This is a genomic window from Duganella sp. FT27W (genome assembly GCF_009295655.1).
Lineage (GTDB): Bacteria > Pseudomonadota > Gammaproteobacteria > Burkholderiales > Burkholderiaceae_D > Rugamonas > Rugamonas zoogloeoides.
In genome coordinates this window covers 1-20538 of sequence record NZ_WHIV01000005.1, presented here as the reverse complement: position 1 = coordinate 20538, position 20538 = coordinate 1, and the positions used below count along the sequence as shown (strand labels likewise).

Genomic DNA, 20538 nt, shown 5'->3' with positions numbered 1-20538 from the left:
CGGACGATCAACGCACCGTGACAAACACCGGGTTCGAATAGAACCACAGGCTGCGGTAGTTGCGGTCGTTGATGTCGTTGAAGCGCTGGGTGGCGTCGGCGGTGCTGGTGCGCTGGTCGGCCAGCGGTTCGCCGCTCTGCGTGAGGCCCGCCACATCGGTGCCCAGGTTGGTGCCGCGCAGGCGGAAGTACTGGCTCTTCGTGGCGGTGGTTTCGTAGGTGATGGTGTTGTAGCCATCGGCGTCCGTCTTCCAGTCGGCGCTGGTAAAGCGCTTGACCACGCGCGTGCTGGCGTTGGTGGCCACCGCGTAGGCGGCGGTGCCTTGCGCAGCCTTGCCGCCCACGTCGCCGACGATCAGGTCCACGTGGTCGACTACCGGTTTCACGCTGGCTGAAGCACCGCTGTCCACCGGCTTTTCATAGTTGTTCTTCGTCGGGCTCTTGAAGCGGATGGTGACCACCACCTTTTCGCCATTGGCCACTTTCAGTTCGCCGCCCATTTCCTTGCGGTCGCTGGTACTGGCCAGGTTGAAGTCGAGCGCGTTCACCAGGTCGCCGTACACCGAGAACATTTTCCCCGAGCGCAGGCCTTGCAGCAGGTCTTTTGCGGTCGGCGCGCCGGTGGCGCTGTTGAACACGTAGTTCTTGGCATACTCGCCCGGGAAGTAGCCGCTGCTGTTGTTGCCGACGATTTTGAAGTGGGTGTCGGAATCGGTCAGGTTCCAGACGCGGCGGCCCTCGCCCAGCAGCGCATCCCACACGCCACCGAGTTTGGCCACCACGTAGTCGGCGCCGCCATAGGCGCGCAGCGGCGCATTCTCTGCCGTGTAGGCGGCGGTGTAGCCGCCACGGTCCGGCTCCATCTGGTTACCGACCATGCCTTCGATGGCAAACATGATGTCGGGCGCGGTGTCGTTGAAACGGCGGAAGTCTTCCACCGTGTAGCTGCCCTTGTTGCGCGATGGGTGGTTGATCACCGCGTAGCTGGTGTTGGGGTAATTGTCCTTGAGCCAGGAGATCGCCTTCAAGGCATCGTCGGCGGTCTTGTTGTAGCGGGTGTCGCCGTATTTGGCCTTCCACGCCGTGACGTCGGCCGCGTCGAACATGGCGGGGTCGCGGGTGGTAAACAGGTATTCGAATTCGCGCACGCCTTTGGTGCTCACGGCCAGCGGAGCGCCGGCCGACTTGTCGGCGCCCTCGAAAATGCCGATGCCGATGTGGTCGTGGGTAGGCATGTCCCACTCGAAGCCCGAGAAAATCAGCTTGTCGGCATAGGTGCCGGCCGATTGCAGTGCGGCCAGGCGCGGCTGCTCGTAGCGCTCCACGCCGGTGGCCATCGGGATCGGCGCGGCCAGCAGCGCGCCCTTGTCGTCGCGGGTGGAGACGCGCAGGTGGTTGGTCACTGCCATCCAGTCCAGGCCATAGCTGGTGAAGGCCTTGCCGAGGATTTTGTCGAGGGTCTGGCTCACGTCGGCGTCGGCCGACTGCGTGGTGTGGGTGTGCAGGTCGCCGGCGATCCAGCGGCCCTGGGCGATCGGCGGCACGTTGTTCTGGATGGTGTCATCGTCGCCGCCGCCGCACGCAGCAAAGGTGATGGCAATGGCGATCGCGGTCGGGATGAGCATATAACGGGGAGACAAGCGGGGGCGGTGCAACATAATATCATCCTGAAAGTAGGTTCATGGTGCCGGCACGATAACAGCGCCCTGTTACGGCCTGATGACAGCTGCTATCATCGCGGACCATTATCCAATTTGTGCAGGGACAGCTATGACCATAGGCGGCAAGACCATCGACGAGGCGCTGGCCTCTTTATCGGACATGACGGCGGGCGCAGTCCCGATCGCCAAAGACGAGCACCTGGAACGCGTGGCGCGCGCCCAGGCCTTCATGCGCGCACAGGGCGTGGCGGCGATCTACATCAACGCCGGCGCCAATCTCACCTACTTCACCGGCACCAAGTGGCACGCCAGCGAACGCATGGTGGGCGCCATCCTGCCCGCCAGCGGCGCCATCGAATACATCGCTCCAGCCTTCGAGGAAAGCACGCTGAAGGACTTCATGCTGGTGGACGGCCCGGTCAACTGCTGGGAAGAGCACGAAAGCCCGTACCAGCTGTTCATCGACACGCTAGCGCGCATGGGGATTGCGCCCGATACTGTCGCCTCGCCGCGCATCGGCATCTGCGAGAGCGCCGCCTTCTTCATCTACGACGGCATCCGTCCGCTGGCTGCGGGCTATGCACTGGAAAACGCCAGCCTGGTAACGGCCCACTGCCGCACCCGCAAGTCCGCCAACGAGATCGCGCTGATGCAGCGCGCCAAGGACATGACGATGGCCGTGCACGTGGCGGCCGCCTCGATCCTGCACGAGGGGATCACCACCACCGAGGTGGAACAGTTCATCGACCGCGCGCACCGCAAGGTGGGCGCTTCCGGCTCATACTTCGTGATCGTGCTGTTCGGCGAGGCCACCGCGTACCCGCACGGCGTGAGCTATGTGCAGACCTTGAAGCCCGGCGACACGGTGCTGATCGACACCGGCTGCAAACTGCACAACTACATCTCCGACATCACCCGCACTTATGTGTACGGCGAGATCAGCGAACGTCAGCGGTCGGTGTGGAACAGCGAGAAGAAGGCGCAACTGGCGGCGTTTGCGGCCGCGCAGCTGGGCGTGCCGTGCGAAGCGGTGGACCAGGCGGCCCGCCGTGCGCTGGAAGAAGATGGTTTCGGTCCCGGCTACAAGCTGCCAGGCCTGCCGCACCGCACCGGCCACGGCATCGGCCTCGATATCCACGAGTGGCCGTACCTGGTCGGCGGCAACAAGACGCTGCTGGACGTGGGCATGTGTTTTTCGAACGAACCGATGATCTGCATCCCCGGCGAATTCGGCGTGCGCCACGAGGACCATTTCTACATGACGGAACATGGCCCGAAATGGTTTACCGAACCGGCGTACAGCATCGACGATCCGTTCGGCCTGAAGGTTTAAGCCTTTAAGTCTTTTACTGCGCGGTAGAAGCGCAGCGGCACGGTGGCGGTAAAGGTGCTGCCCACCGTACGGCCCACCACGATCGGGCTATAGATATGGCGCATCGGCGACGCGCTGCGGTGGGTGAACACCTGGCCCTGCGCCGACTCGCCGGTAGGCACATAGCCGAACATGGCGATTCGCGCCAAAAAGGCCGTGCTGTCGGCTACCAGCACGGTACCGCGCACGGGCAGGTGTTCGATGGCGGCCGCGCCGATATAGCCGGCCACGCCCAGCATGGCAATGCGCAGTATCCCCACGAAATCGAACCCGCGCGGCAGCAGCCCCACCGCCAGCAGGCAAGCGATGGCTACGCCAAAAGTCACCCAGGTACGCGGGTTCTCCATCGGATTGAGGACGAATTGAGTCTTGGTAAAAAGTGCCATGGCGCCGCCTGCTGAGGGAAAGCGCTATTGTGCAGGGTGGGCGGGGAATTGGAAAGCACTAACCTGTCACGGCGGCGGTGGCTTGATATTCACAGCTACACCGTTGATAATTTCATAGGGAACCCTGACCATCGGCCCCTCCCCGCCAAAATCGGCGGGATTGCGTGTAATGACCAGTCGGCCATAAGCTTCGGCAGTAGCCCGAATGATGCAGTCCAGAAGGGGGAGCTTAGGTGGTGCCCTCAGGCTATGGCCTCGGATGACTGCGGCACGTTCCATGATGTCGTCGTCGGGATGCACTACGCCAATACCAGTGTCGGCCAAAAATTTCTTGAAATGCTGCCGCGCCGTGTGATCCATTTTGCACGCAATTTCCACCCAACTTATCGAACTGATCACAGCATCCCGATAGTTCATGAGCTCGATAACCGCCGCGCCATGGCCTTCGAGATTATCTATCAGGATATTGGAGTCGAAAAGAACTAAGGGCATTCGGCGCGTATTTCTTGTTGATACTCGACGGCATCACGTGGTTTGTCGGGATCGCCTTTCCAGATACCGTGGACACTCATGATGGCAGCTAGTCGTCGAAAGCGCCCTGCATTGGCTGGCGCGCCAGGCTCGCTGGTAATCGCTTCGAGTAGTTGTAGGCGTGTCATGCCGGCGGGTGCGATGCCGCGCGCAGTTGCGAACGATTGCAACATTTCCAGTTCGCGGTCGGCCAACTCAATGTCTGATTCAGCCATCACACACCTCCTGCCAGTTATCAGGTCCAGCCAGTGTATAACATTCTTCACTACCCGGCATATGATGTGCGCGCGGCAAAGTCAACACCGCTTCATCACCAGGGTCAGGATGTCATAACTGGCCACCAGCTCGTCATGCTGGTTGGTGACCTGCACGTCCCAGGCCACCACGCCCTGCCCCACGCCCTTGTCGTCGGTGCGGTTGCGGTCAACCTTGCGTTTGCAGGTGAGGCGGGCGCGGATGGTGTCGCCGATGGCGACCGGCGCCACGAAGCGAAGGTTGTCCAGGCCGTAGTTGGCCAGCACGGGGCCGGGCGCCGGTGAGACGAACAGGCCGGCGGCGGCCGACAGCACGAAGTAGCCGTGGGCGATGCGCTTGCCGAACTGGGTGTCCCTGGCGGCGATGTCGTCGAAGTGCATGTAAAAATAGTCGCCCGAGACGCCGCCGAAGTTGACGATGTCCGCTTCGCTGACGGTGCGCCGGTGCGTGAGCAGCGAGTCGCCGATGTGCAGTTCCTCGAAGTGCTTGCGGAACGGGTGTACTTCGCTCTCCTGCACCCGCGCCCCGCGCACATATTCTCCGGTGACCGCCGCCAGCATGGTGGGCGAACCCTGCACCGCCGCCCGTTGCAGGAAATGGCGCACCGCGCGGATGCCGCCCAGTTCTTCGCCGCCGCCCGCGCGACCAGGCCCGCCGTGCTTCAACTGCGGCAGCGGCGAGCCGTGGCCGGTGGAGTCCACCGCCGCTTCACGCTCGAGGATCAGCACGCGGCCATGCGAGGCGGCGGCCATTGGCACCGCGTAGGCGGCGATCGCCGGCTCCTTCGTCACCAGCGTCGATACCAGCGAACCCTTGCCGCGCGCGGCCAGCGCCAGCGCCTGGTCGATGCCGTGGTAGCTGATGATGGTGCTCACGGGACCGAATGCCTCCACGTCGTGCACGGCGTCGTTGGTCATGCCGTCGCGGCACAGCAACAAGGTGGGCGCGAAGAACGCGCCATCGGCCACGCCGTCGCCGACCGGTGTAAAGCCGTCGCGCGCGCCGAACAGCACCTCGTTGCCGTGCGCGAGCAGCGCCAGGCGCTCGCCGACGTCGCGCTGCTGTTCTTTTGATGCCAGCGCGCCCATGCGCACGCCTTCCACGGCAGGATCTCCCACACTGACCTTGGCCAGGCGGTCGCGCAGGCGCGTGCCCACCGCATCGACCATCGCTTCCGGCACGATGATGCGACGGATGGCCGTGCACTTCTGCCCCGCCTTGCCGGTCATCTCACGCGCCACTTCCTTGACGAACAGGTCGAACTCGGGGTCGTCAGGCGTGATGTCGGGCGCCAGGATGGCGCAGTTGAGCGAGTCCGCTTCGGCGGTGAACGGCACCGAGTGTGCAACCAGGTTGCGGTTCACGCGCAGCCTGGCGGCAGTGTCGGCCGAGCCGGTGAAGGTGACGGCGTCGAATCCTTCCAGGCGGTCGAGCAGGTCGCCGGTGCTGCCGATTACCAGTTGCAGTGCCCCCTCAGGCAGCAGGCCCGATTCGTGCATCATGCGCACCACGGCTTCGGTCAGATAGCTCGTCGCCGTGGCCGGCTTGCCGATGCATGGCATGGCGGCCAGGAAGCTCGGTGCGAATTTTTCCAGCAAACCCCAGATCGGGAAATTGAAGGCATTGATATGCACCGCCACGCCGCCGCGCGGCACCAGGATGTGGGTGCCGGCAAAGCCGCCGTTTTTACCGAGCGCCATGGCCGGCCCCTCGTGCAGCACATTCGACGATGGCAGCTCGCGCCCGCCCATGCTGGCGTAGGCAAACAGGGTGCCGGTGCCGCCTTCGATATCGACCCAGCTGTCGGCGCGGGTGGCGCCGGTGAGGTGCGAGATCGCGTACAGCTCCTCCTTGCGCTCCAGCAGGTACAGCGCCAGGGCTTTGAGGATGGCGGCACGCTGCTGGAAGTCCAGTTTCATCAGGCTTGGGACGCCAGTCTTGCGCGCGTAATGGACCGCTTCGCCGAAGTCGATGGCGTCGGCATGGGTGTGGTAAATCAGGCCGCCGGTCAGGGCGTTGTGCAGCGGCGTGGCCGCCTCGCGGCCGATCCAGCGGCCGCCGATCAGGCTTTGCAGGGTTGGAATCATGGTTAGTTCTCCTTGTTTGTTGGACCTCGAAAAACCGTAGCGAGCGGCTCGATATCGTCTTGAGTAGCGCAAGCGTACGGAGGTACGCTGAGCAACGGAGAGGCGATAGCGGGTCGCGCAGTAGGTTTTTCGAGGTCCCCTTATGCCGAGGCGTTCTTGTGCAGGTGGAGCGGCAAGGCGCTGTCCCACTGGACGCGCGGGCGGTCAGGCTCGATGTCGGTGAGTGCGTCCACCTCGCGCATGGTGTTCATCGAGCGCACTGCCAGCTCGTGGTACTGGCCAGTGCCGCTGGTTTTCCAGGCGATTTCGTCGTCGCGCAGCGGCCGCACCACCTTGGCCGGCGTGCCGACCACCATGCTGCGCTCCGGTACTTCCATGCCGGCGCGGACAAAGCTCATGGCCGCGACGATGGACTCGGCACCGATCACCGCGTTATCCATCACCACGCTGTTCATGCCGACCAGCGCATTGCGGCCGATGCGGCAGCCGTGCAGCACGGCGCCGTGGCCGATGTGGCCATCGACGCCCACCACCGTGTCGGCGCCGGGAAAACCGTGCATCACGCAGGTGTCCTGCAAGTTGGCGCCTTCCTCTAAAATCAGGCGGCCGAAGTCGCCGCGCAGCGCGGCCAGCGGCCCGATGTAGCAGCGCGGTCCGACAATCACGTCGCCGATCAGCACTGCGCTGGGATGGACGTACGCAGTGGGGTGCACCACCGGGGTGACGCCGTTGATTTCATAGACCTTGACCATGACTATGCCACCCGCTCGATGACGACCGCGATACCCTGCCCCACGCCGATGCACATGGTGCACAGCGCGTAACGGCCACCGGTACGTTCCAGTTGCGTGAGGGCGGCCAGCACCAGCCGCGCGCCCGAGGCGCCCAGAGGATGGCCGATGGCGATCGCGCCGCCGTTGGGATTGACGTGGGGCGCATCGTCGGCCAGGCCCAGGTCGCGCGTGACGGCCAGGCCCTGGGCGGCAAACGCCTCGTTCAATTCGATCACGTCCATCTGGTCGATGGTCAGGCCCACCAGCGCCAGCACCTTGCGCGACGCCGGTGACGGGCCGAAGCCCATGATGCGCGGCGCCAGGCCGGCGGTAGCCATGCCCAATACGCGGGCGCGCTTGCGCAAGCCGTATTGCTCGGCAGCGCTGTGCGAGGCGAGCAGGATGGCGCAGGCGCCGTCGTTGACGCCCGAGGCATTTCCGGCGGTAACGGTACCGTCCGCGCGCACCACGCCTTTGAGTTTTGCCAGTGTCTCGATGGTGGTGTCCGGGCGCGGGTGCTCGTCTGTCTCGAAGATTTTGGGGTCGCCCTTCTTTTGCGGCAGCGCGACCGGCACGATCTCGTCGCGGAACACGCCAGCCGCATGGGCGGCGGCCCAGCGCTGCTGGCTGCGCAGCGCGAACGCATCCTGGTCCGCGCGGCTGATGTGGAACTGCGCGGCCACGTTTTCCGCCGTCTCGGGCATGCTGTCGATGCCGTACTGCTCCTTCATGCGCGGATTGACGAAGCGCCAGCCCAGCGTGGTGTCCTCGATCTTGGCGCTGCGCGAAAACGCGCTGTCGGCCTTGCCCATCACGAACGGCGCGCGCGTCATGCTCTCCACGCCGCCGGCGATGACCAGGTGTGCCTCACCCGTGCGAATGGCGCGCGCTGCGCTGCCCACGGCGTCCAGGCTGGAGCCGCACAGGCGGTTGATGGTGCTGGCCGGGACCTCGACCGGCAGGCCGGCCAGCAGCGCGGCCATGCGGCCAACGTTGCGATTGTCCTCGCCGGCCTGGTTGGCGCAGCCGTAATACACGTCATCGACCCTGGCCCAGTCCACCGTGGGATTGCGGGCGATGAGGGCGGCAATCGGCAGCGCGGCCAGGTCGTCGGTGCGCACATTGGCCAGGGCGCCGCCGTAACGGCCGAACGGGGTGCGGATGGCGTCGCAGATGTATGCGGAATTCTCGGTCATTGCATGTCCTTTATGACTTGGGGCGCTGGTCGATCACGCGGCGGGCCTTGCCAGTCAGCGTGCGTTCGATGCCGTTGGGGGCCACCAGCCGCACCCGGGTGGAGACGCCCACGTTGGTCTTGATGCGAATTTCCAGCTCATTTGCCAACTGCTGGGCCAGTGCTTCGTTGTCGCCGGTGAGCATGTTGCCCGCCTCCGGACGCAGCTCGGCCAGCACCTCCAGTTGGTCGAGGTGGCCGTCGCGCTTGATGATCAGCTGGTACTGGGGCGCGAGCAGCGGCATCTTGAGGATCAGTTCCTCGATCTGCGACGGGAACACGTTTACGCCCCGGATAATCAGCATGTCGTCCGAGCGGCCGGTGATCTTGCCGATGCGGCGCATCGCGCGTGAAGTAGGTGGCAGCAGCCGCGTGAGGTCGCGCGTGCGGTAGCGGATGATCGGCAGCGCCTCCTTGGTCAGCGAGGTGAATACCAGTTCGCCCTCCTCGCCGTCGGGCAGTACTTCACCGGTGTCGGGGTCGATGATCTCCGGGTAAAAATGGTCTTCCCAGATCACCGGGCCGTCCTTGCTCTCGATGCATTCGCTGGCCACGCCGGGGCCCATCACTTCGGACAAGCCGTAGATGTCCGCCGCGTCGATGCCGGCGCGCTGCTCGATTTCGCGGCGCATGGCGTCGGTCCACGGCTCGGCGCCGAAGATGCCGACTTTGAGCGAACTGGCGGCGGGGTCGAGCCCTTGCCGCTGGTATTCCTCGATGATGTTGAGCATGTACGACGGCGTGACCATGATGATGGACGGCTTGAAATCCTCGATCAGCTGCACCTGGCGCTCGGTCTGGCCGCCGGACATCGGCACCACCGTGCAGCCAAGCCGCTCGGCGCCGTAGTGCGCACCGAGGCCGCCGGTGAACAGCCCGTAGCCATACGAGATATGCACCATGTCGCCGCGCCGCCCGCCCGCCGCGCGGATCGAGCGCGCCACCACGTTGGCCCAGGTGTCGATGTCATTCTGGGTGTAGCCCACCACGGTGGGCTTGCCGGTGGTGCCGCTCGACGCATGTACACGCACCACCTGCTCGCGCGGCACGGCGAACATGCCGAACGGGTAGTTTTCGCGCAGTTCCTTCTTGCCGGTGAACGGAAATTTTGCAAGGTCTGCCAGCGATTTCAAATCGGCGGGATGGACGCCGGCCGCGTCGAACGCCTTGCGGTAGTGCGGCACGTAGTCGTACGCGTGCTGCAGCGTCCACTGCATGCGTTGCAGTTGCAGCGCTTGCAGTTCGTCGCGGCTGGCGCGTTCGATCGGCTCCAGGTCCGACGGTTCGGGTGTGCGTTGTACCATGTCTCCTCCTGTCTTTTATTCGGTTGCCAGGACGTGGCCGCCCACGCGCAGCGATTTGCCGCGAAACAGGGCAATCGTGCGCCCCTCCTGGTTGACCACGGTGACGTCATAGACGCCGCTTTTGCCGGCCAGCGCCTGTTCGCGCGCGCTGGCGGTGAGCACGTCGCCCTGCCGCCCCGGCGCCAGGTAATCGATGGTGCACGCCGCGCCCACGGTATTGAGGTTGTAGCTGTTGCAGGCAAAAGCGAACGCGCTGTCGGCCAAGGTAAAGATAAAACCGCCGTGGCAGCTGCCGTGGCCATTGAGCATGTCGGCGCGTATGGCCATCGACATGGTGGCGCAGCCGGCGCCAACACCATCGAGCGTGATGCCCAGCCCTTGCGAGGCGGGATCGCGCGCATACATGGCGGCAGCGACTTTTTCGGCCAGGGCCTGCGGAGTGAGGTCGGTCAGTGTCTCATGCATGGATGCTTGCTCCTGCCGCGTGTTTGCGCCGCAGCAGTGGCGACACGCGATATCGGTCTTCGCCATAGCTGGCGGCCAGGTTGTTCAATACGGCGACCACGTGGCCCACGCCGATGGCATCGGCCCAGGCCAGCGGCCCGCGTGGATAATTGACGCCCTTCTGCATGGCGACATCGGCGCCATCGGCACTGCACACGCCCTGGTTGACGGCATCGGCCGCCTCGTTGGCCAGCATGACGACGGTGCGCATGACGGCCATGCCGGGTACGTCGTCGAGCCGGGTAACAGTGAAGCCGGCCGCTTGCAGCAGGCCCACCACCGCCTGGTACGCCTCCGGTGCGCACTGGTCGGCGCAGGCGATGGCGATGCGGTTGGCGCTGGCGTAGTCGAACGCCAGGTCCACGAGAACCGTGTCCGGATGCTGGTTGTCGGCGGCGCGCTGCGTGGCGCTGCGGCCATCGGTCAGATACACGGCGGCGCCGTTGCAGTGGAACGCAGGGGCATCGTCCACGCTCTTTTCCACCTTGCGGTGGGCCACCTCGATGCCGGCGGTGCGCAGGCGCTGCGCCAGCGCGTCGGTCACGGCGCCGCCGTGCGGATGCGTGGCGGCGGCCAGGGCACCGGCATCCCGGGTGTAGCTCACAAAAGCGGGCACCGGTTGCGGCGCTTCCTGCTGTGCCGGCTCGTTGACGGCGCCATCGCCGTAGCGGTAACAGCCACGCCCCGCCTTGCGGCCCAGGAAGCCGGCGTTGACCAGTTCCTGCTGCAAGACCGACGGCGTGAAGCGCGGATCGTTGAAGTACGCTTCGAACACCGACTGCGTGACAGCGAAATTGACGTCGTGACCGATCAGGTCCATCAGCTCGAAGGGCCCCATGCGGAAGCCGCCGGCCTCGCGCAGCACGGCGTCGATGGTGGCCGCGTCGGCGGCGCCTTCGGCCAGCAGGCGCCAGCCTTCGGCATAGTACGGGCGCGCCACCCGGTTGACGATGAAGCCGGGCGTGGAGCGCGCAAGCACCGGGTGCTTGCCCCAGGCGGCAGCGGTATCGTGCACGGTCTGCGCCACCGAGCTGTCGGTCGCCAGGCCACTGATCACTTCCACCAGCGCCATCAGCGGCACCGGGTTGAAGAAGTGCATGCCCACCAGCCGGCCAGGTGCGCGCAATTTGGCGCCGATGGCCGTGACCGAGATCGACGAGGTATTGGTGGCCAGGATGCAGCCGTCGTCCACCAGGCTTTCCAGCTGCGCAAACAGGGCGCGCTTGGCGTCGAGGTTTTCAACGATGGCTTCCACCACGAGGCCCGGTTTGGCGGTTGCGATGTCTTCCAGGGTGAGCGCCGGTTGCAGCCGGGCCAGCGAAGCGGCAGCGTCCACGGAGCTCATGCGCTGCCTGGCCACCAGTTTATTCAGGGCCAGCGCGATATCGGACATGGCCTTGGCCACCGGTTCGGGGCGGCTGTCGTACAGCTTGACGGTGTAGCCGGCAACGGCCGCCACTTGGGCGATGCCGGCGCCCATGGCGCCGCTGCCGATGACGGCCACCACCCGGTCTTGAGACAGTGCGGTCATGTCATTTCCCCGTAAATTGCGGTGCGCGCTTTTCCATGAAGGCCGCCACGCCCTCGCGGTAATCGCTGGTGCGTCCCAATTCGCTCATCATGGCGCATTCGAGCGTAAGCTGCTGTTGCAAGGTGTTGTGCGCACTGGCGTGGATGGCCTGCTTGGTGAATGCCAGTCCCTGGGTGGGCGCGCTGGCAAAATGGCGCGCCAGCTTGTCGGTCTCGGCGGCCAGGTCGGCATCGGGCACGGCTTTCCAGATCAGGCCCCACTGCTCGGCCTTGTCGGCGGTGAGCTTTTCGCCCAGCATGGCCAGGCCCATGGCGCGCGCGGTGCCGACCAGGCGCGGCAAAAAGTACGTGCCGCCGGTGTCGGGAATCAGGCCCAGTTTGCAGAATACCTCCACGAACGACGCGGAACTGGCAGCGAGCACGATGTCGCAGGCCAGCGCCAGGTTGGCGCCGGCGCCGGCAGCCACGCCGTTGACGGCGCAGATCACGGGCATGGGCAAGGCGCGCAGCGCCAGCACCAGCGGCGCATAGTTCTTCTCGACCGAGTCGCCCAGGTCCACCGGCCGCGTGCCCGGCGCATTCGATACGGCGCGGTCGGACAGGTCCTGGCCGGCACAGAAGCCGCGCCCGGCGCCGGTGAGCACCAGCACCCGCACGCTCTTGTCGGCGCCGACCTTGCGCAGGGCGTCGCGCACTTCCTCGTGCATGGCCTGGGTGAAGCTGTTGAGCTTATCGGGACGGTTCAGGGTGAGCGTGGCAACGCCGGCGTCGATCCCGAACAGGATGTTTTGATAATTCTTGGCGTTCATGGTGTCTCCTGGTTATTCGGCCTGGTCGAAGTCGATCACCACCTTGCTGGTGATGGGGAAGCTCTGGCAGCTGAGCACAAAGCCGCGCGCCACCTCGTAGTCTTCCAGCGCGTAGTTGATGTCCATATCGACCTGCCCTTCGACCAGTTTGCAGCGGCACGTGGAACAGACGCCGCCCTTGCACGAGTAGCGCATGTCGATGCCGGCGCGCAGGCCGGCGTCAAGCAAGGACTCCTGGTCCTGCGCCATGGTGAAGCTGGTCGCGCTGCCGTCCATGATCACCGTCACTTCCGTGTTCTGGTGTGCGCTGTCTGGTGCGGCGGCGTGGGTCCGTGCTTTTCTCGCGCCGTTGGCGCCGGTGGCGGCAAATAGTTCGACCTTGATCGCGTCCTTGGGCATGCCCGCTGCCTGCAATGCGGCGGACACGCCCAGCATCATGTCTTCCGGCCCGCAGATAAAGGCGACATCGACGTCATCGACGCGGGCCCAATAGCGCAGAAACTCGGCGCACTTGTCCTGCGTGATGCGGCCGTTGAACAGGTCGATGTCCTGCTGCTCGCGGCTCATCACGTAGGCGATGCGCAGGCGATCCAGGTAAATATCCTTGAGGTCGGCCAGTTCCTCGCGGAAGATCACCGACGAACTGGCGCGGTTGCCATAGAAAAGCGTGAAGCGGCTGTGCGGCTCGAATGCCAGGGTGGTCTTGATGATCGACAGGATCGGCGTGATGCCGCTGCCGGCGGCAAAGGCCAGGTAGTGCTTGCGGTTGGCGGCGTCGAGCGGCACGTTGAAGTGACCGGACGGCGGCATCACGTCGAGCACGGCGCCCGGTTGCAAATGGTCCACGGCCCAGGCGGAGAATACGCCGCCGGGCGTGCGCTTGATGGCCACGCGCAGCGCATCGTCCTGCACGGCCGAGCAGATCGAGTACGACCGGCGCACGTCTTCACCGTCGATCTGCGCGCGCAGGGTCAGGTGCTGGCCCTGCTGGTAGGCGTAGCTGGCGCGCAGCGCGGGCGGCACGGCAAAGGTGACGGCAATGGTGTCGCGCGTTTCGTGGCGCACCTGGGACACGGTCAGTGGATGGAATTGGCTCATGGTGGTTAACCTAGTGACACTTGAAGTAATCGAACGGTTCGCGGCAGTCCAGGCATTTATAGAGCGCCTTGCAGGGCGTGGAGCCGAACTGGCTGGTGACTTCCGTGTGGGTGGAGCCACAGTGGGGACAGGCTATCGCCGGTTTGGGGACGGCGTGCATCCCCCGGCGCGAGACTGCTGAGGCGGCAGTTACTGCCGTAACAACGGTGGCGGCGCCCGCGCGCAGGCGGCTGATGTCGATCACCTGCGCCTGTTCGGCCGGGGGCGCGATGCCGTAAGCGCGCAGCTTTTGCTTGCCGCTGTCCGTCATCCAGTCGGTGGTCCAGGCAGGCGTGAGCTGGGTGTGCAGCACCACTTGCTGCACACCTTTTACACGCAGCGCCTCGGTGATGGCGTCGGCGATTACTTGCATGGCGGGGCAGCCGCTGTAGGTGGGCGTGATGGTGATGTGACAGACTTTGCCGTCAACCCGAACGCCGCGCACGATACCGAGGTCAGTGATGCTGATGGCGGGGATTTCAGGATCGGGGATTTCTGAAAGCCATCGAGTTACAAGTTCTTCATCGAAGCCGCCACCCGCCGCTCCGTCATCGCCGCGCATGCGGCGGTCCGCCGACGCGGGATCCATAGACCGCTTGATGGGACGCTCAGTAAGGATCCCCGCGTTCGCGGGGATGATGGCTTTAGGGCTGGCGAGGGAAGGAGCTTCTTTTGGTACGCTCATTTAGCGCTCCCTCACCACTGCGCGTTCGGATACGCGCGCTGCAGGAACTGCATCTCGGCCAGGATGAACCCGAGATGCTCGGTGTGGCGCCCCTGCTTGCCGCCGCTCTGCATCCAGGCGTCCTTGGGTGGCATCGCCAGCGTGGCTTCGGCAAAAATCTCCGCCACGTGCGCCAGCCATTGCGTGCGCAACGCGTCCGCCCGTGGTGCGATGCCCGCATCGACCATGGCGTGGTCCACTGCGTCATACTTGAATACTTCGCCGCTGTACATCCACAGCGCGTCGGCGGCGGCCTGGGTTTTGGCGTGGCTGATATCGGTGCCGTCGCCCATGCGCACCACCAGGTCGCCGCTGCGGCGCAGGTGGTATGTGACTTCCTTCAGCGATTTTTCGGCGATGGCGGCAATGCGTGGGTCGCTGCTGTGCGTGAGGCCCGCGATCAGGAAGTAGTGCCAAGTGTCGAAATAAAACTGCCGCATCATGGTGTCGGCGTAGTTGCCGTTCGGTTGTTCGAGCAGCAGGCAGTTTTTAAAGTCGTGGGCATCGCGGTGATAGGCCAGGCGGTCTTCGTCGCGGCCCGCGTTTTCCAATTCGGCCGCGTACTCGTACCACAGGCGGGTTTGCCCCAGCAGGTCGAGCGCCACGTTGGACAGCGCCATGTCTTCTTCCAGCGCCGGGCCCTTGCCGCACAGGCGGCACAGTTGCTGGCTCAGGATCAGGGCGTTATCGCCCAGGCGCAGCAGGTAATTTACTTTCGGGTCCATGGCCGCTCCTTACAAATTCTTCACTTCTTCCGGCATCGGGAAGAAGGTGGGATGGCGATAGACCTTGCTGTTGGCCGGCTCGAACAGCGCGCCCTTGTCGGACGGGCTGCTGGCGACGATGTCGGCCGCGCGCACCACCCAGATGCTCACGCCTTCGTTGCGGCGGGTGTACACGTCGCGCGCATTGTTGACCGCCATTTCGGCGTCGGGCGCATGCAGGCTGCCCACGTGCTTGTGCGCCAGGCCGTGCTGGCTGCGGATGAACACTTCCCACAGCGGCCATTCCTTGCTCGGTTGCGGGTTCGTTTGCGTTGTCATGCGACCTCCTTCACTGCTGCGTGCTTGTCGGCGTGCGCCACCAGCGCCTCGCGGAACCAGGCGCCCTCCTCCCAGGCATCGACGCGCGTGCGCAGGCGCTCACGGTTGCACGGGCCATTACCTTTCAAGACATTCTGGAATTCGGTCCAGTCGATGGCGCCGAATTCGTAGTGGCCCGTCTCAGCGTTGAAGCGCAGGTCGGGGTCGGGCACGGTCAGGCCCAGGAACTCGGCCTGCGGCACGGTCTGATCGACCATGCGCTGGCGCAGTTCGTCGTTGGAAAACAGCTTGATGCGCCACTGCGCCGACTGCGCGCTGTTGACCGATTCGGCATCGGACGGGCCGAACATCATCAGCGACGGCCACCACCAGCGATTGAGCGCATCCTGCGCCATGGCCTTTTGCTCGGGCGTGCCGCGCGCCAGCGACAGCATGATGTCGTAGCCCTGGCGCGCATGGAACGACTCTTCCTTGCACACGCGGACCATGGCGCGCGCATACGGTCCGTACGAGCAGCGGCACAGCGGGATCTGGTTGATGATGGCCGAGCCATCGACCAGCCAGCCGATGGCGCCCATGTCGGCCCATGACAAGGTGGGGTAATTGAAGATGCTCGAATACTTGGCCTTGCCGCTGTGCAAGGCAGCCAGCAGTTCGTCGCGGGTAACGCCCAGGGTCTCGGCGGCGCTGTACAAATACAGGCCGTGGCCGGCTTCGTCCTGGATCTTGGCCAGCAGTATCGATTTGCGCTTGAGCGTGGGGGCGCGCGTGACCCAGTTGCCTTCCGGTAACTGACCGACGATTTCCGAATGGGCGTGCTGGGAGATCTGGCGGATCAGGGTTTTGCGGTAGGCGTCGGGCATCCAGTCCTTGGCCTCGATGCGGACGCCGGCGTCGATGCGGGCCTGGAAGGCGCGTTCGTCGTCGGCCATGTCGGCGGTGGTGCGGACCGTGCTCAGGCCGGTCTCTACTTGCTGGGCGTACATATCGTCTCCTCCTCTGTACTGGCTTGAAATCATAATACGATACACAAATCGTTTTCGCTACCGTTTTTTTGAGTCATATCAAAATTCCGCATTTAATACCCTTAAAATGCGTTTCACCCGGTAAACTGCTGTTTTCAGACATTGTTGGCCGATATGCACTGCTCCGACTGGATCACCGACTTCCTTGCCCACGACCCGCCGCGCTCGAAATCGCTGGTGGTGACCATCTTCGGCGACGCCATCGTGCCGCACGGCGGCATGGTGTGGCTGGGCAGCCTGATCGAGTTGCTGGCGCCGTTCGGCGTCAATGACAGGCTGCTGCGCACGGCCGTGTTTCGGCTGGCGCAGGAGGGCTGGCTTGGCGCCCGGCGCGACGGCCGCCGCAGCGCCTATGCGATCACGCCCGACGCCATGGCGCGTTTTTCCCACGCTTACCGCCGCATCTACGCCGAGCCGCACGCGCACTGGGACGGCAGCTGGACCCTGGTCATCAGCGGCGAAGGCGCGCTGACGCCGGCCGAACGCACGGCCGTGCGCAAGGAACTGTTGTGGGAGGGCTACAGCGTGGTCGCGCCCGGCATCCTCGGCCATCCAGCCGCCGAACCGGCCGCGCTGGCGGAGGTGCTGGCGCGCCTGGGCGTGGCCGGCAAGCTGTTCGTGGTGCGCGCGGCCACCGTGCCCGGTGTGGGCGCGCGGTCGCTGGGCGACCTGGTGGCAACCGGCTGGGACGTGCGCGAAGTGGCGGCCGGCTACGAACAATTCCTGGCGCGCTTTGCACCGCTCGCAGAAGGGCTCGACGGCGGCGTGGCCGACCAGCTGACGCCGGAGCAGGCCTTCGTGATCCGCACCCTGCTGATCCACGCCTATCGCCGCGTGCAACTGCACGACCCGCAACTGCCGGCCGAACTGCTGCCCGCGCCCTGGCCCGGCACCCAGGCCTATGCCCTGGCGCGCCAGCTGTACCTGGCCGTGCACACGGCCGCCGAACAGCACATCGACAGCGTGCTGCGCCGCGAAGACCCGGAGGCGCCAGCGGCGGAGACGGCGTTTTATGCGCGGTTCGGGGGCTTGCGTCAGGGGTGAGCGGCTATCAGCGGAAACGCGGAAGGATCACGAATCGAGGCAAGCGACAGGTCGATGTCGAGTGCGGGCCAATACAGATGCTCAGGCGCAGACCGCTCCACCGCGCGCACCAATTCGGCGGGCTGGCCGGCGAACCATGGGAAATCCGCGTAACTGAGCCAAAGTGACTCCGTGCCGAGGTCGAGCCGCAATCCCGACTCGTCAATTTCAACTACCTCAACGCCCAGGCTGGGTGGAAAACCATTTTTGCCAGACATTGCGCATCTCCCCTTGGTGAAGTTCAACAAACTGTTGCGCCGCTCGTAACTGTCGCGCTGACAGGCCTTTGTTTGAGGCTAACTCGACTACAGGCTCCAACCAAAACTTGGCCTCGCCGTCAGGGTGAGACACATGAACATGCATTCTGGTTTCCTCCCGCGAAAAGAAAAAATAGCGAAAGCTACCGTCCCGAAATAATGTAGGCGTCATGGCAATCATACTCCCGTGATCCAACGCGGTGGCGCCGATCATGATGTCCTGAGCGGCGGCAATCAACCACCTTAGCGAGCTTCATCTCGACAGAGCTTGCGCCAGCGCAAACGTACTTGTCGGCATAGTTGAGATACGCCAAAACGCCACCACCCTGTATGATGTCGCCACTGCGCCACAAGCGCTCGACACTGAATTCAACGGGACTATCCACCATGCCTATCAAAATCAGCCAGCAGTTCGACGCCGGCGCCATTGACGTCATTTCCGCCGACAACCCGGCCGCGATCGACCTGAACATCCGCAAGGACTCGCACGCCGACATTACCCAGTGGTTCTACTTCCGCGTGCAAGGCGGTGCATCGACCCCGCTGGCGCTGCGTTTCCTCAACGCCGGCAAGACCGCCTACCCCGATGGCTGGAAAGACTACCAGGCCGTGGCCAGCTACGACCGCGACAACTGGTTCCGCGTGCCGACCTCGTTCGATGGCGAAGTGATGACGATTAACCACACGCCCGAATACGACAGCGTCTATTACGCCTATTTCGAGCCGTACTCGTGGGAACGTCACCTGGCGCTGCTGGACAACGCGCAACTGTCGCCGCTGGTCAAACAGATCGACCTGGGCAGCACCATCGACGGCCGCGACCTGAACATGCTGGTGATCGGCGATCCGGAAGCCGAACAAAAAGTGTGGGTGATCGCACGCCAGCACCCGGGCGAGACGATGGCTGAATGGTTCGTGGAAGGCATGATCGAAGCGCTGCTCGATCCGGCCAACCCGTTCGGCCGCAATTGCCTGAAGGAAGCCGTGTTCTACGTGGTGCCGAACATGAATCCGGACGGCTCGGTACGCGGCAACCTGCGCACCAACGCCGCTGGCGCCAACCTCAACCGCGAGTGGCTGAACCCGACCATGGAACGCAGCCCGGAAGTGTACCTGGTGAAAAACAAGATGCTGGAAATTGGTTGCGACCTGTTCCTCGACATCCACGGCGACGAAGGCTTGCCGTACGTGTTCGTGGCGGGCAGCGAGTCGCTGCCGACCTGGACCCCGGACCAGGCCGAGGGCCAGCAATACTTCATCGACAACTTCCTGATCGCCAGCCCGGACTTCCAGGACGAGTATGGCTACGGCGAAACCCCGTACACCGACGAAACGCTGACCATGGGTTCGCCCCACATCACGCACCAGTTCGGTTGCCTGTCGCTGACGGTGGAACTGCCATTCAAGGACAACGCCAACGATCCGGACGCCGACACCGGCTGGAACGGCGCCCGCAGCGCCGAGCTGGGCAAAGCTGTGTTGCAACCGGTACTGCAAACGCTGGTCGCGCAGCAGTAACGCTTTGCTTGTCCTGGCGCTGCGCCAGGACAAGGCGGACGACGTCCGCAAAAATACACTGGCCTCCAGCAGGCGCCACCCGGCGCCTTTCCTGGAGGTTCAGCATGAACATTCTGTTATCTGCGCGCCGCACGGCTGCCGCCTTGTTCCGCCTCACCGGCTTTACACACTTCCACCACGTCTGCCGCATCAATCACACCAACCGCTGCCATCCTGTCGGCCGCCTCATGTCTGCTGCGGCGCCGGGCTGCCTGGTGTTGTTGGCCGCCTGTAGCACGCCGTACAGTCCGCCACAGATCCTCGACGCCGATACCCGCTTCCCCGGCCTGGTGGATCTGCCTGCGCAGGCCGAGGTTCGCGCTGCCGCTGATGCGGGGCGCCCCTCCAGCGCCGACGCGGACTTCTTCGCCACCACTGCATCGGAGCCCCGCGCCGGCGCGCAAGCACAGACCCGTGCTCTCGCCGAAGCGGGCTCCCGCACCACCGATGTCCTGCTGGTCCACGGCATTTGCACCCACGACGCCCGCTGGGCGCAGCAGGTGGTGGCGCAGCTAGCGCAGGCGATCGACAGCGCCACCATGTCCACGGCACGCGCCGTCGCCCCTGATGCCGGCGGCATCGAGATCGTGCCCACCACGGTCGAAACGCCTGCCGGCCGCCTGCGCTTCAATGCCCTGATCTGGTCGCCGCTGACCACGCCGCTCAAGCGCCAGCTGTGCTACGACCAGACCGGCAAGTCGGCCATCTGCACCGGCGCGCCACCGTATCCGCATCAACGCGCGCTCCTGAACGCCCGCCTGAAAGACACCCTGATCGACGATTGCCTGCCAGACGCGCTGATCTACCAGGGCGTGGCGCGCGATGCGATCCAGCTGCGCATGCGCGACGCCATCCTGCACGTGCTGGCCGGCGTTGACACAGCCGACAATGTGCCGCTGGTGGTGATCGCACACAGCATGGGCAGCAAGATCATGTTCGACACGCTGCTGCGCATGACGCTGGAAGCACCCGCCTCGCGCGCCGCCACCACGGCCCGACGCACCATGGAGCGGATGCGGATACTGGTGATGGCGGCGAACCAGATCCCGCTGCTGTCGCTGGCCGATCAGCCGCTGGACGGGGTTGCCAGTGCTGGCGGAGTTGACTCTGGCGCAGGTGTCGCTGCCGATGCTGCTGGTGCTGGTGCTGGTGCTGGTCCTGGTGCTGGTGCTGGTGCTGGTGCTGGTGCTGGTGCTGGTGCTGGTGCTGGTGCTGGTGCTGGTGCTGGTGCTGGTGTCGCTGCCAGTACTGGCGCAGATACTGCTCT

General features: G+C 64.7%; 22 protein-coding genes. 4 read left to right on the top strand and 18 right to left on the bottom strand.

Translation table 11 applies throughout. From position 1 onward, the window contains the following. Positions 1 to 7: 7 nt before the first annotated feature. Entirely contained in the window at positions 8 to 1657 is a 1650-nt protein-coding gene (locus tag F8197_RS22110; RefSeq protein ID WP_227012369.1) for an S-layer protein, read from the bottom strand. Between the two features lie 112 nt (positions 1658 to 1769). Between F8197_RS22110 and F8197_RS22105 the strand changes: the two genes are divergently transcribed. Then, complete coding sequence (locus tag F8197_RS22105; protein ID WP_056137845.1) at positions 1770 to 2993, top strand: Xaa-Pro peptidase family protein; 1224 nt, start codon at positions 1770 to 1772, stop codon at positions 2991 to 2993. On the opposite strand, the gene F8197_RS22100 is transcribed toward F8197_RS22105, so the two are convergent. The 15 genes from F8197_RS22100 to paaA all read right to left on the bottom strand — a co-directional run bounded on the left by F8197_RS22100 (position 2990) and on the right by paaA (position 16335). Then, the gene (locus F8197_RS22100) at positions 2990 to 3418 is read right to left on the bottom strand and encodes a hypothetical protein (RefSeq protein ID WP_056137846.1); all 429 of its coding nucleotides are present in this window, start codon (positions 3416 to 3418) and stop codon (positions 2990 to 2992) included. The two genes, F8197_RS22105 and F8197_RS22100, sit on opposite strands and share 4 nt — an antisense overlap. Positions 3419 to 3484: 66 nt before the next feature. Continuing rightward, positions 3485 to 3910: a PIN domain-containing protein gene (locus F8197_RS22095; protein WP_152883681.1), complete on the bottom strand. Its 426-nt coding sequence runs from the start codon at positions 3908 to 3910 to the stop codon at positions 3485 to 3487. Then, positions 3901 to 4164 (bottom strand): hypothetical protein, encoded by a 264-nt coding sequence (locus F8197_RS22090; RefSeq protein ID WP_152883680.1) that lies wholly within the window; start codon positions 4162 to 4164, stop codon positions 3901 to 3903. The genes F8197_RS22095 and F8197_RS22090 overlap by 10 nt, the downstream gene beginning before the upstream one ends. Before the next feature lie 81 nt (positions 4165 to 4245). After that, entirely contained in the window at positions 4246 to 6291 is a 2046-nt protein-coding gene (gene paaZ, locus F8197_RS22085; protein WP_152883679.1) for a phenylacetic acid degradation bifunctional protein PaaZ, read from the bottom strand. A gap of 140 nt (positions 6292 to 6431) precedes the next feature. Beyond that, a complete protein-coding gene (paaY, locus tag F8197_RS22080) occupies positions 6432 to 7043 on the bottom strand; it encodes a phenylacetic acid degradation protein PaaY (RefSeq protein WP_152883678.1) in 612 nt (203 codons plus the stop codon). A gap of 2 nt (positions 7044 to 7045) precedes the next feature. Beyond that, positions 7046 to 8260, bottom strand: a complete 1215-nt coding sequence (gene pcaF / locus F8197_RS22075) for a 3-oxoadipyl-CoA thiolase (RefSeq protein WP_152883677.1) — start codon at positions 8258 to 8260, stop codon at positions 7046 to 7048. Between the two features lie 10 nt (positions 8261 to 8270). Further along, positions 8271 to 9602, bottom strand: coding sequence for a phenylacetate--CoA ligase PaaK (gene paaK, locus F8197_RS22070; RefSeq protein WP_152883676.1), 1332 nt, complete (start codon positions 9600 to 9602; stop codon positions 8271 to 8273). 15 nt (positions 9603 to 9617) lie between these two features. After that, on the bottom strand, positions 9618 to 10067 hold the full coding sequence (paaI, locus tag F8197_RS22065; RefSeq protein WP_152883675.1) for a hydroxyphenylacetyl-CoA thioesterase PaaI: 450 nt from the start codon (positions 10065 to 10067) through the stop codon (positions 9618 to 9620). Continuing rightward, positions 10060 to 11637, bottom strand: a complete 1578-nt coding sequence (paaH, locus tag F8197_RS22060) for a 3-hydroxyacyl-CoA dehydrogenase PaaH (protein WP_152883674.1) — start codon at positions 11635 to 11637, stop codon at positions 10060 to 10062. Before paaH ends, paaI begins: the two co-directional genes overlap by 8 nt. A 1-nt stretch (position 11638) precedes the next feature. Further along, positions 11639 to 12445 (bottom strand): 2-(1,2-epoxy-1,2-dihydrophenyl)acetyl-CoA isomerase PaaG, encoded by an 807-nt coding sequence (gene paaG, locus F8197_RS22055; RefSeq protein WP_152883673.1) that lies wholly within the window; start codon positions 12443 to 12445, stop codon positions 11639 to 11641. A 12-nt stretch (positions 12446 to 12457) separates the two neighbouring features. Beyond that, positions 12458 to 13543 (bottom strand): 1,2-phenylacetyl-CoA epoxidase subunit PaaE, encoded by a 1086-nt coding sequence (paaE, locus tag F8197_RS22050; RefSeq protein ID WP_152883672.1) that lies wholly within the window; start codon positions 13541 to 13543, stop codon positions 12458 to 12460. 10 nt (positions 13544 to 13553) lie between these two features. Beyond that, the gene (gene paaD / locus F8197_RS22045; RefSeq protein ID WP_152884550.1) at positions 13554 to 14144 is read right to left on the bottom strand and encodes a 1,2-phenylacetyl-CoA epoxidase subunit PaaD; all 591 of its coding nucleotides are present in this window, start codon (positions 14142 to 14144) and stop codon (positions 13554 to 13556) included. Between the two features lie 134 nt (positions 14145 to 14278). Next, positions 14279 to 15031, bottom strand: a complete 753-nt coding sequence (gene paaC / locus F8197_RS22040; RefSeq protein ID WP_152883671.1) for a 1,2-phenylacetyl-CoA epoxidase subunit PaaC — start codon at positions 15029 to 15031, stop codon at positions 14279 to 14281. 9 nt (positions 15032 to 15040) lie between these two features. Next, on the bottom strand, positions 15041 to 15349 hold the full coding sequence (gene paaB, locus F8197_RS22035; protein WP_152883670.1) for a 1,2-phenylacetyl-CoA epoxidase subunit PaaB: 309 nt from the start codon (positions 15347 to 15349) through the stop codon (positions 15041 to 15043). After that, on the bottom strand, positions 15346 to 16335 hold the full coding sequence (paaA, locus tag F8197_RS22030; RefSeq protein WP_152883669.1) for a 1,2-phenylacetyl-CoA epoxidase subunit PaaA: 990 nt from the start codon (positions 16333 to 16335) through the stop codon (positions 15346 to 15348). The genes paaB and paaA overlap by 4 nt, the downstream gene beginning before the upstream one ends. Before the next feature lie 153 nt (positions 16336 to 16488). Here paaA and paaX point away from each other — a divergent pair, with 153 nt between their 5' ends. Beyond that, the gene (gene paaX / locus F8197_RS22025; protein ID WP_373996943.1) at positions 16489 to 17418 is read left to right on the top strand and encodes a phenylacetic acid degradation operon negative regulatory protein PaaX; all 930 of its coding nucleotides are present in this window, start codon (positions 16489 to 16491) and stop codon (positions 17416 to 17418) included. Here paaX and F8197_RS22020 read toward each other — a convergent pair. Both F8197_RS22020 and F8197_RS29485 read right to left on the bottom strand, forming a co-directional pair. Next, positions 17409 to 17675 carry a DUF2442 domain-containing protein gene (locus F8197_RS22020; RefSeq protein ID WP_152883667.1) on the bottom strand — a complete coding sequence of 89 codons (267 nt, stop codon included), beginning with the start codon at positions 17673 to 17675 and terminating at the stop codon, positions 17409 to 17411. The genes paaX and F8197_RS22020 overlap by 10 nt on opposite strands. After that, positions 17635 to 17820, bottom strand: a complete 186-nt coding sequence (locus F8197_RS29485) for a DUF4160 domain-containing protein (protein WP_373996977.1) — start codon at positions 17818 to 17820, stop codon at positions 17635 to 17637. Before F8197_RS29485 ends, F8197_RS22020 begins: the two co-directional genes overlap by 41 nt. Before the next feature lie 281 nt (positions 17821 to 18101). Here F8197_RS29485 and F8197_RS22010 point away from each other — a divergent pair, with 281 nt between their 5' ends. Then, positions 18102 to 19232, top strand: coding sequence for a M14-type cytosolic carboxypeptidase (locus tag F8197_RS22010; RefSeq protein WP_152883666.1), 1131 nt, complete (start codon positions 18102 to 18104; stop codon positions 19230 to 19232). 104 nt (positions 19233 to 19336) lie between these two features. Continuing rightward, on the top strand, positions 19337 to 20538 hold a 1202-nt coding region (locus tag F8197_RS28655), incomplete at its 3' end, for a hypothetical protein (protein ID WP_193333534.1).

Excerpts from the sequence above, each read along its gene's own strand:
- F8197_RS22110 (WP_227012369.1), bottom strand. The coding sequence starts at position 1,657 with ATGTTGCACCGCCCCCGCTTGTCTCCCCGTTATATGCTCATCCCGACC.
- F8197_RS22105 (WP_056137845.1), top strand. The coding sequence starts at position 1,770 with ATGACCATAGGCGGCAAGACCATCGACGAGGCGCTGGCCTCTTTATCG.
- F8197_RS22100 (WP_056137846.1), bottom strand. The coding sequence starts at position 3,418 with ATGGCACTTTTTACCAAGACTCAATTCGTCCTCAATCCGATGGAGAAC.
- F8197_RS22095 (WP_152883681.1), bottom strand. The coding sequence starts at position 3,910 with ATGCCCTTAGTTCTTTTCGACTCCAATATCCTGATAGATAATCTCGAA.
- F8197_RS22090 (WP_152883680.1), bottom strand. The coding sequence starts at position 4,164 with ATGGCTGAATCAGACATTGAGTTGGCCGACCGCGAACTGGAAATGTTG.
- paaZ (WP_152883679.1), bottom strand. The coding sequence starts at position 6,291 with ATGATTCCAACCCTGCAAAGCCTGATCGGCGGCCGCTGGATCGGCCGC.
- paaY (WP_152883678.1), bottom strand. The coding sequence starts at position 7,043 with ATGGTCAAGGTCTATGAAATCAACGGCGTCACCCCGGTGGTGCACCCC.
- pcaF (WP_152883677.1), bottom strand. The coding sequence starts at position 8,260 with ATGACCGAGAATTCCGCATACATCTGCGACGCCATCCGCACCCCGTTC.
- paaK (WP_152883676.1), bottom strand. The coding sequence starts at position 9,602 with ATGGTACAACGCACACCCGAACCGTCGGACCTGGAGCCGATCGAACGC.
- paaI (WP_152883675.1), bottom strand. The coding sequence starts at position 10,067 with ATGCATGAGACACTGACCGACCTCACTCCGCAGGCCCTGGCCGAAAAA.
- paaH (WP_152883674.1), bottom strand. The coding sequence starts at position 11,637 with ATGACCGCACTGTCTCAAGACCGGGTGGTGGCCGTCATCGGCAGCGGC.
- paaG (WP_152883673.1), bottom strand. The coding sequence starts at position 12,445 with ATGAACGCCAAGAATTATCAAAACATCCTGTTCGGGATCGACGCCGGC.
- paaE (WP_152883672.1), bottom strand. The coding sequence starts at position 13,543 with ATGAGCCAATTCCATCCACTGACCGTGTCCCAGGTGCGCCACGAAACG.
- paaD (WP_152884550.1), bottom strand. The coding sequence starts at position 14,144 with ATGCGCGGCGATGACGGAGCGGCGGGTGGCGGCTTCGATGAAGAACTT.
- paaC (WP_152883671.1), bottom strand. The coding sequence starts at position 15,031 with ATGGACCCGAAAGTAAATTACCTGCTGCGCCTGGGCGATAACGCCCTG.
- paaB (WP_152883670.1), bottom strand. The coding sequence starts at position 15,349 with ATGACAACGCAAACGAACCCGCAACCGAGCAAGGAATGGCCGCTGTGG.
- paaA (WP_152883669.1), bottom strand. The coding sequence starts at position 16,335 with ATGTACGCCCAGCAAGTAGAGACCGGCCTGAGCACGGTCCGCACCACC.
- paaX (WP_373996943.1), top strand. The coding sequence starts at position 16,489 with ATGCACTGCTCCGACTGGATCACCGACTTCCTTGCCCACGACCCGCCG.
- F8197_RS22020 (WP_152883667.1), bottom strand. The coding sequence starts at position 17,675 with ATGTCTGGCAAAAATGGTTTTCCACCCAGCCTGGGCGTTGAGGTAGTT.
- F8197_RS29485 (WP_373996977.1), bottom strand. The coding sequence starts at position 17,820 with ATGCATGTTCATGTGTCTCACCCTGACGGCGAGGCCAAGTTTTGGTTG.
- F8197_RS22010 (WP_152883666.1), top strand. The coding sequence starts at position 18,102 with ATGCCTATCAAAATCAGCCAGCAGTTCGACGCCGGCGCCATTGACGTC.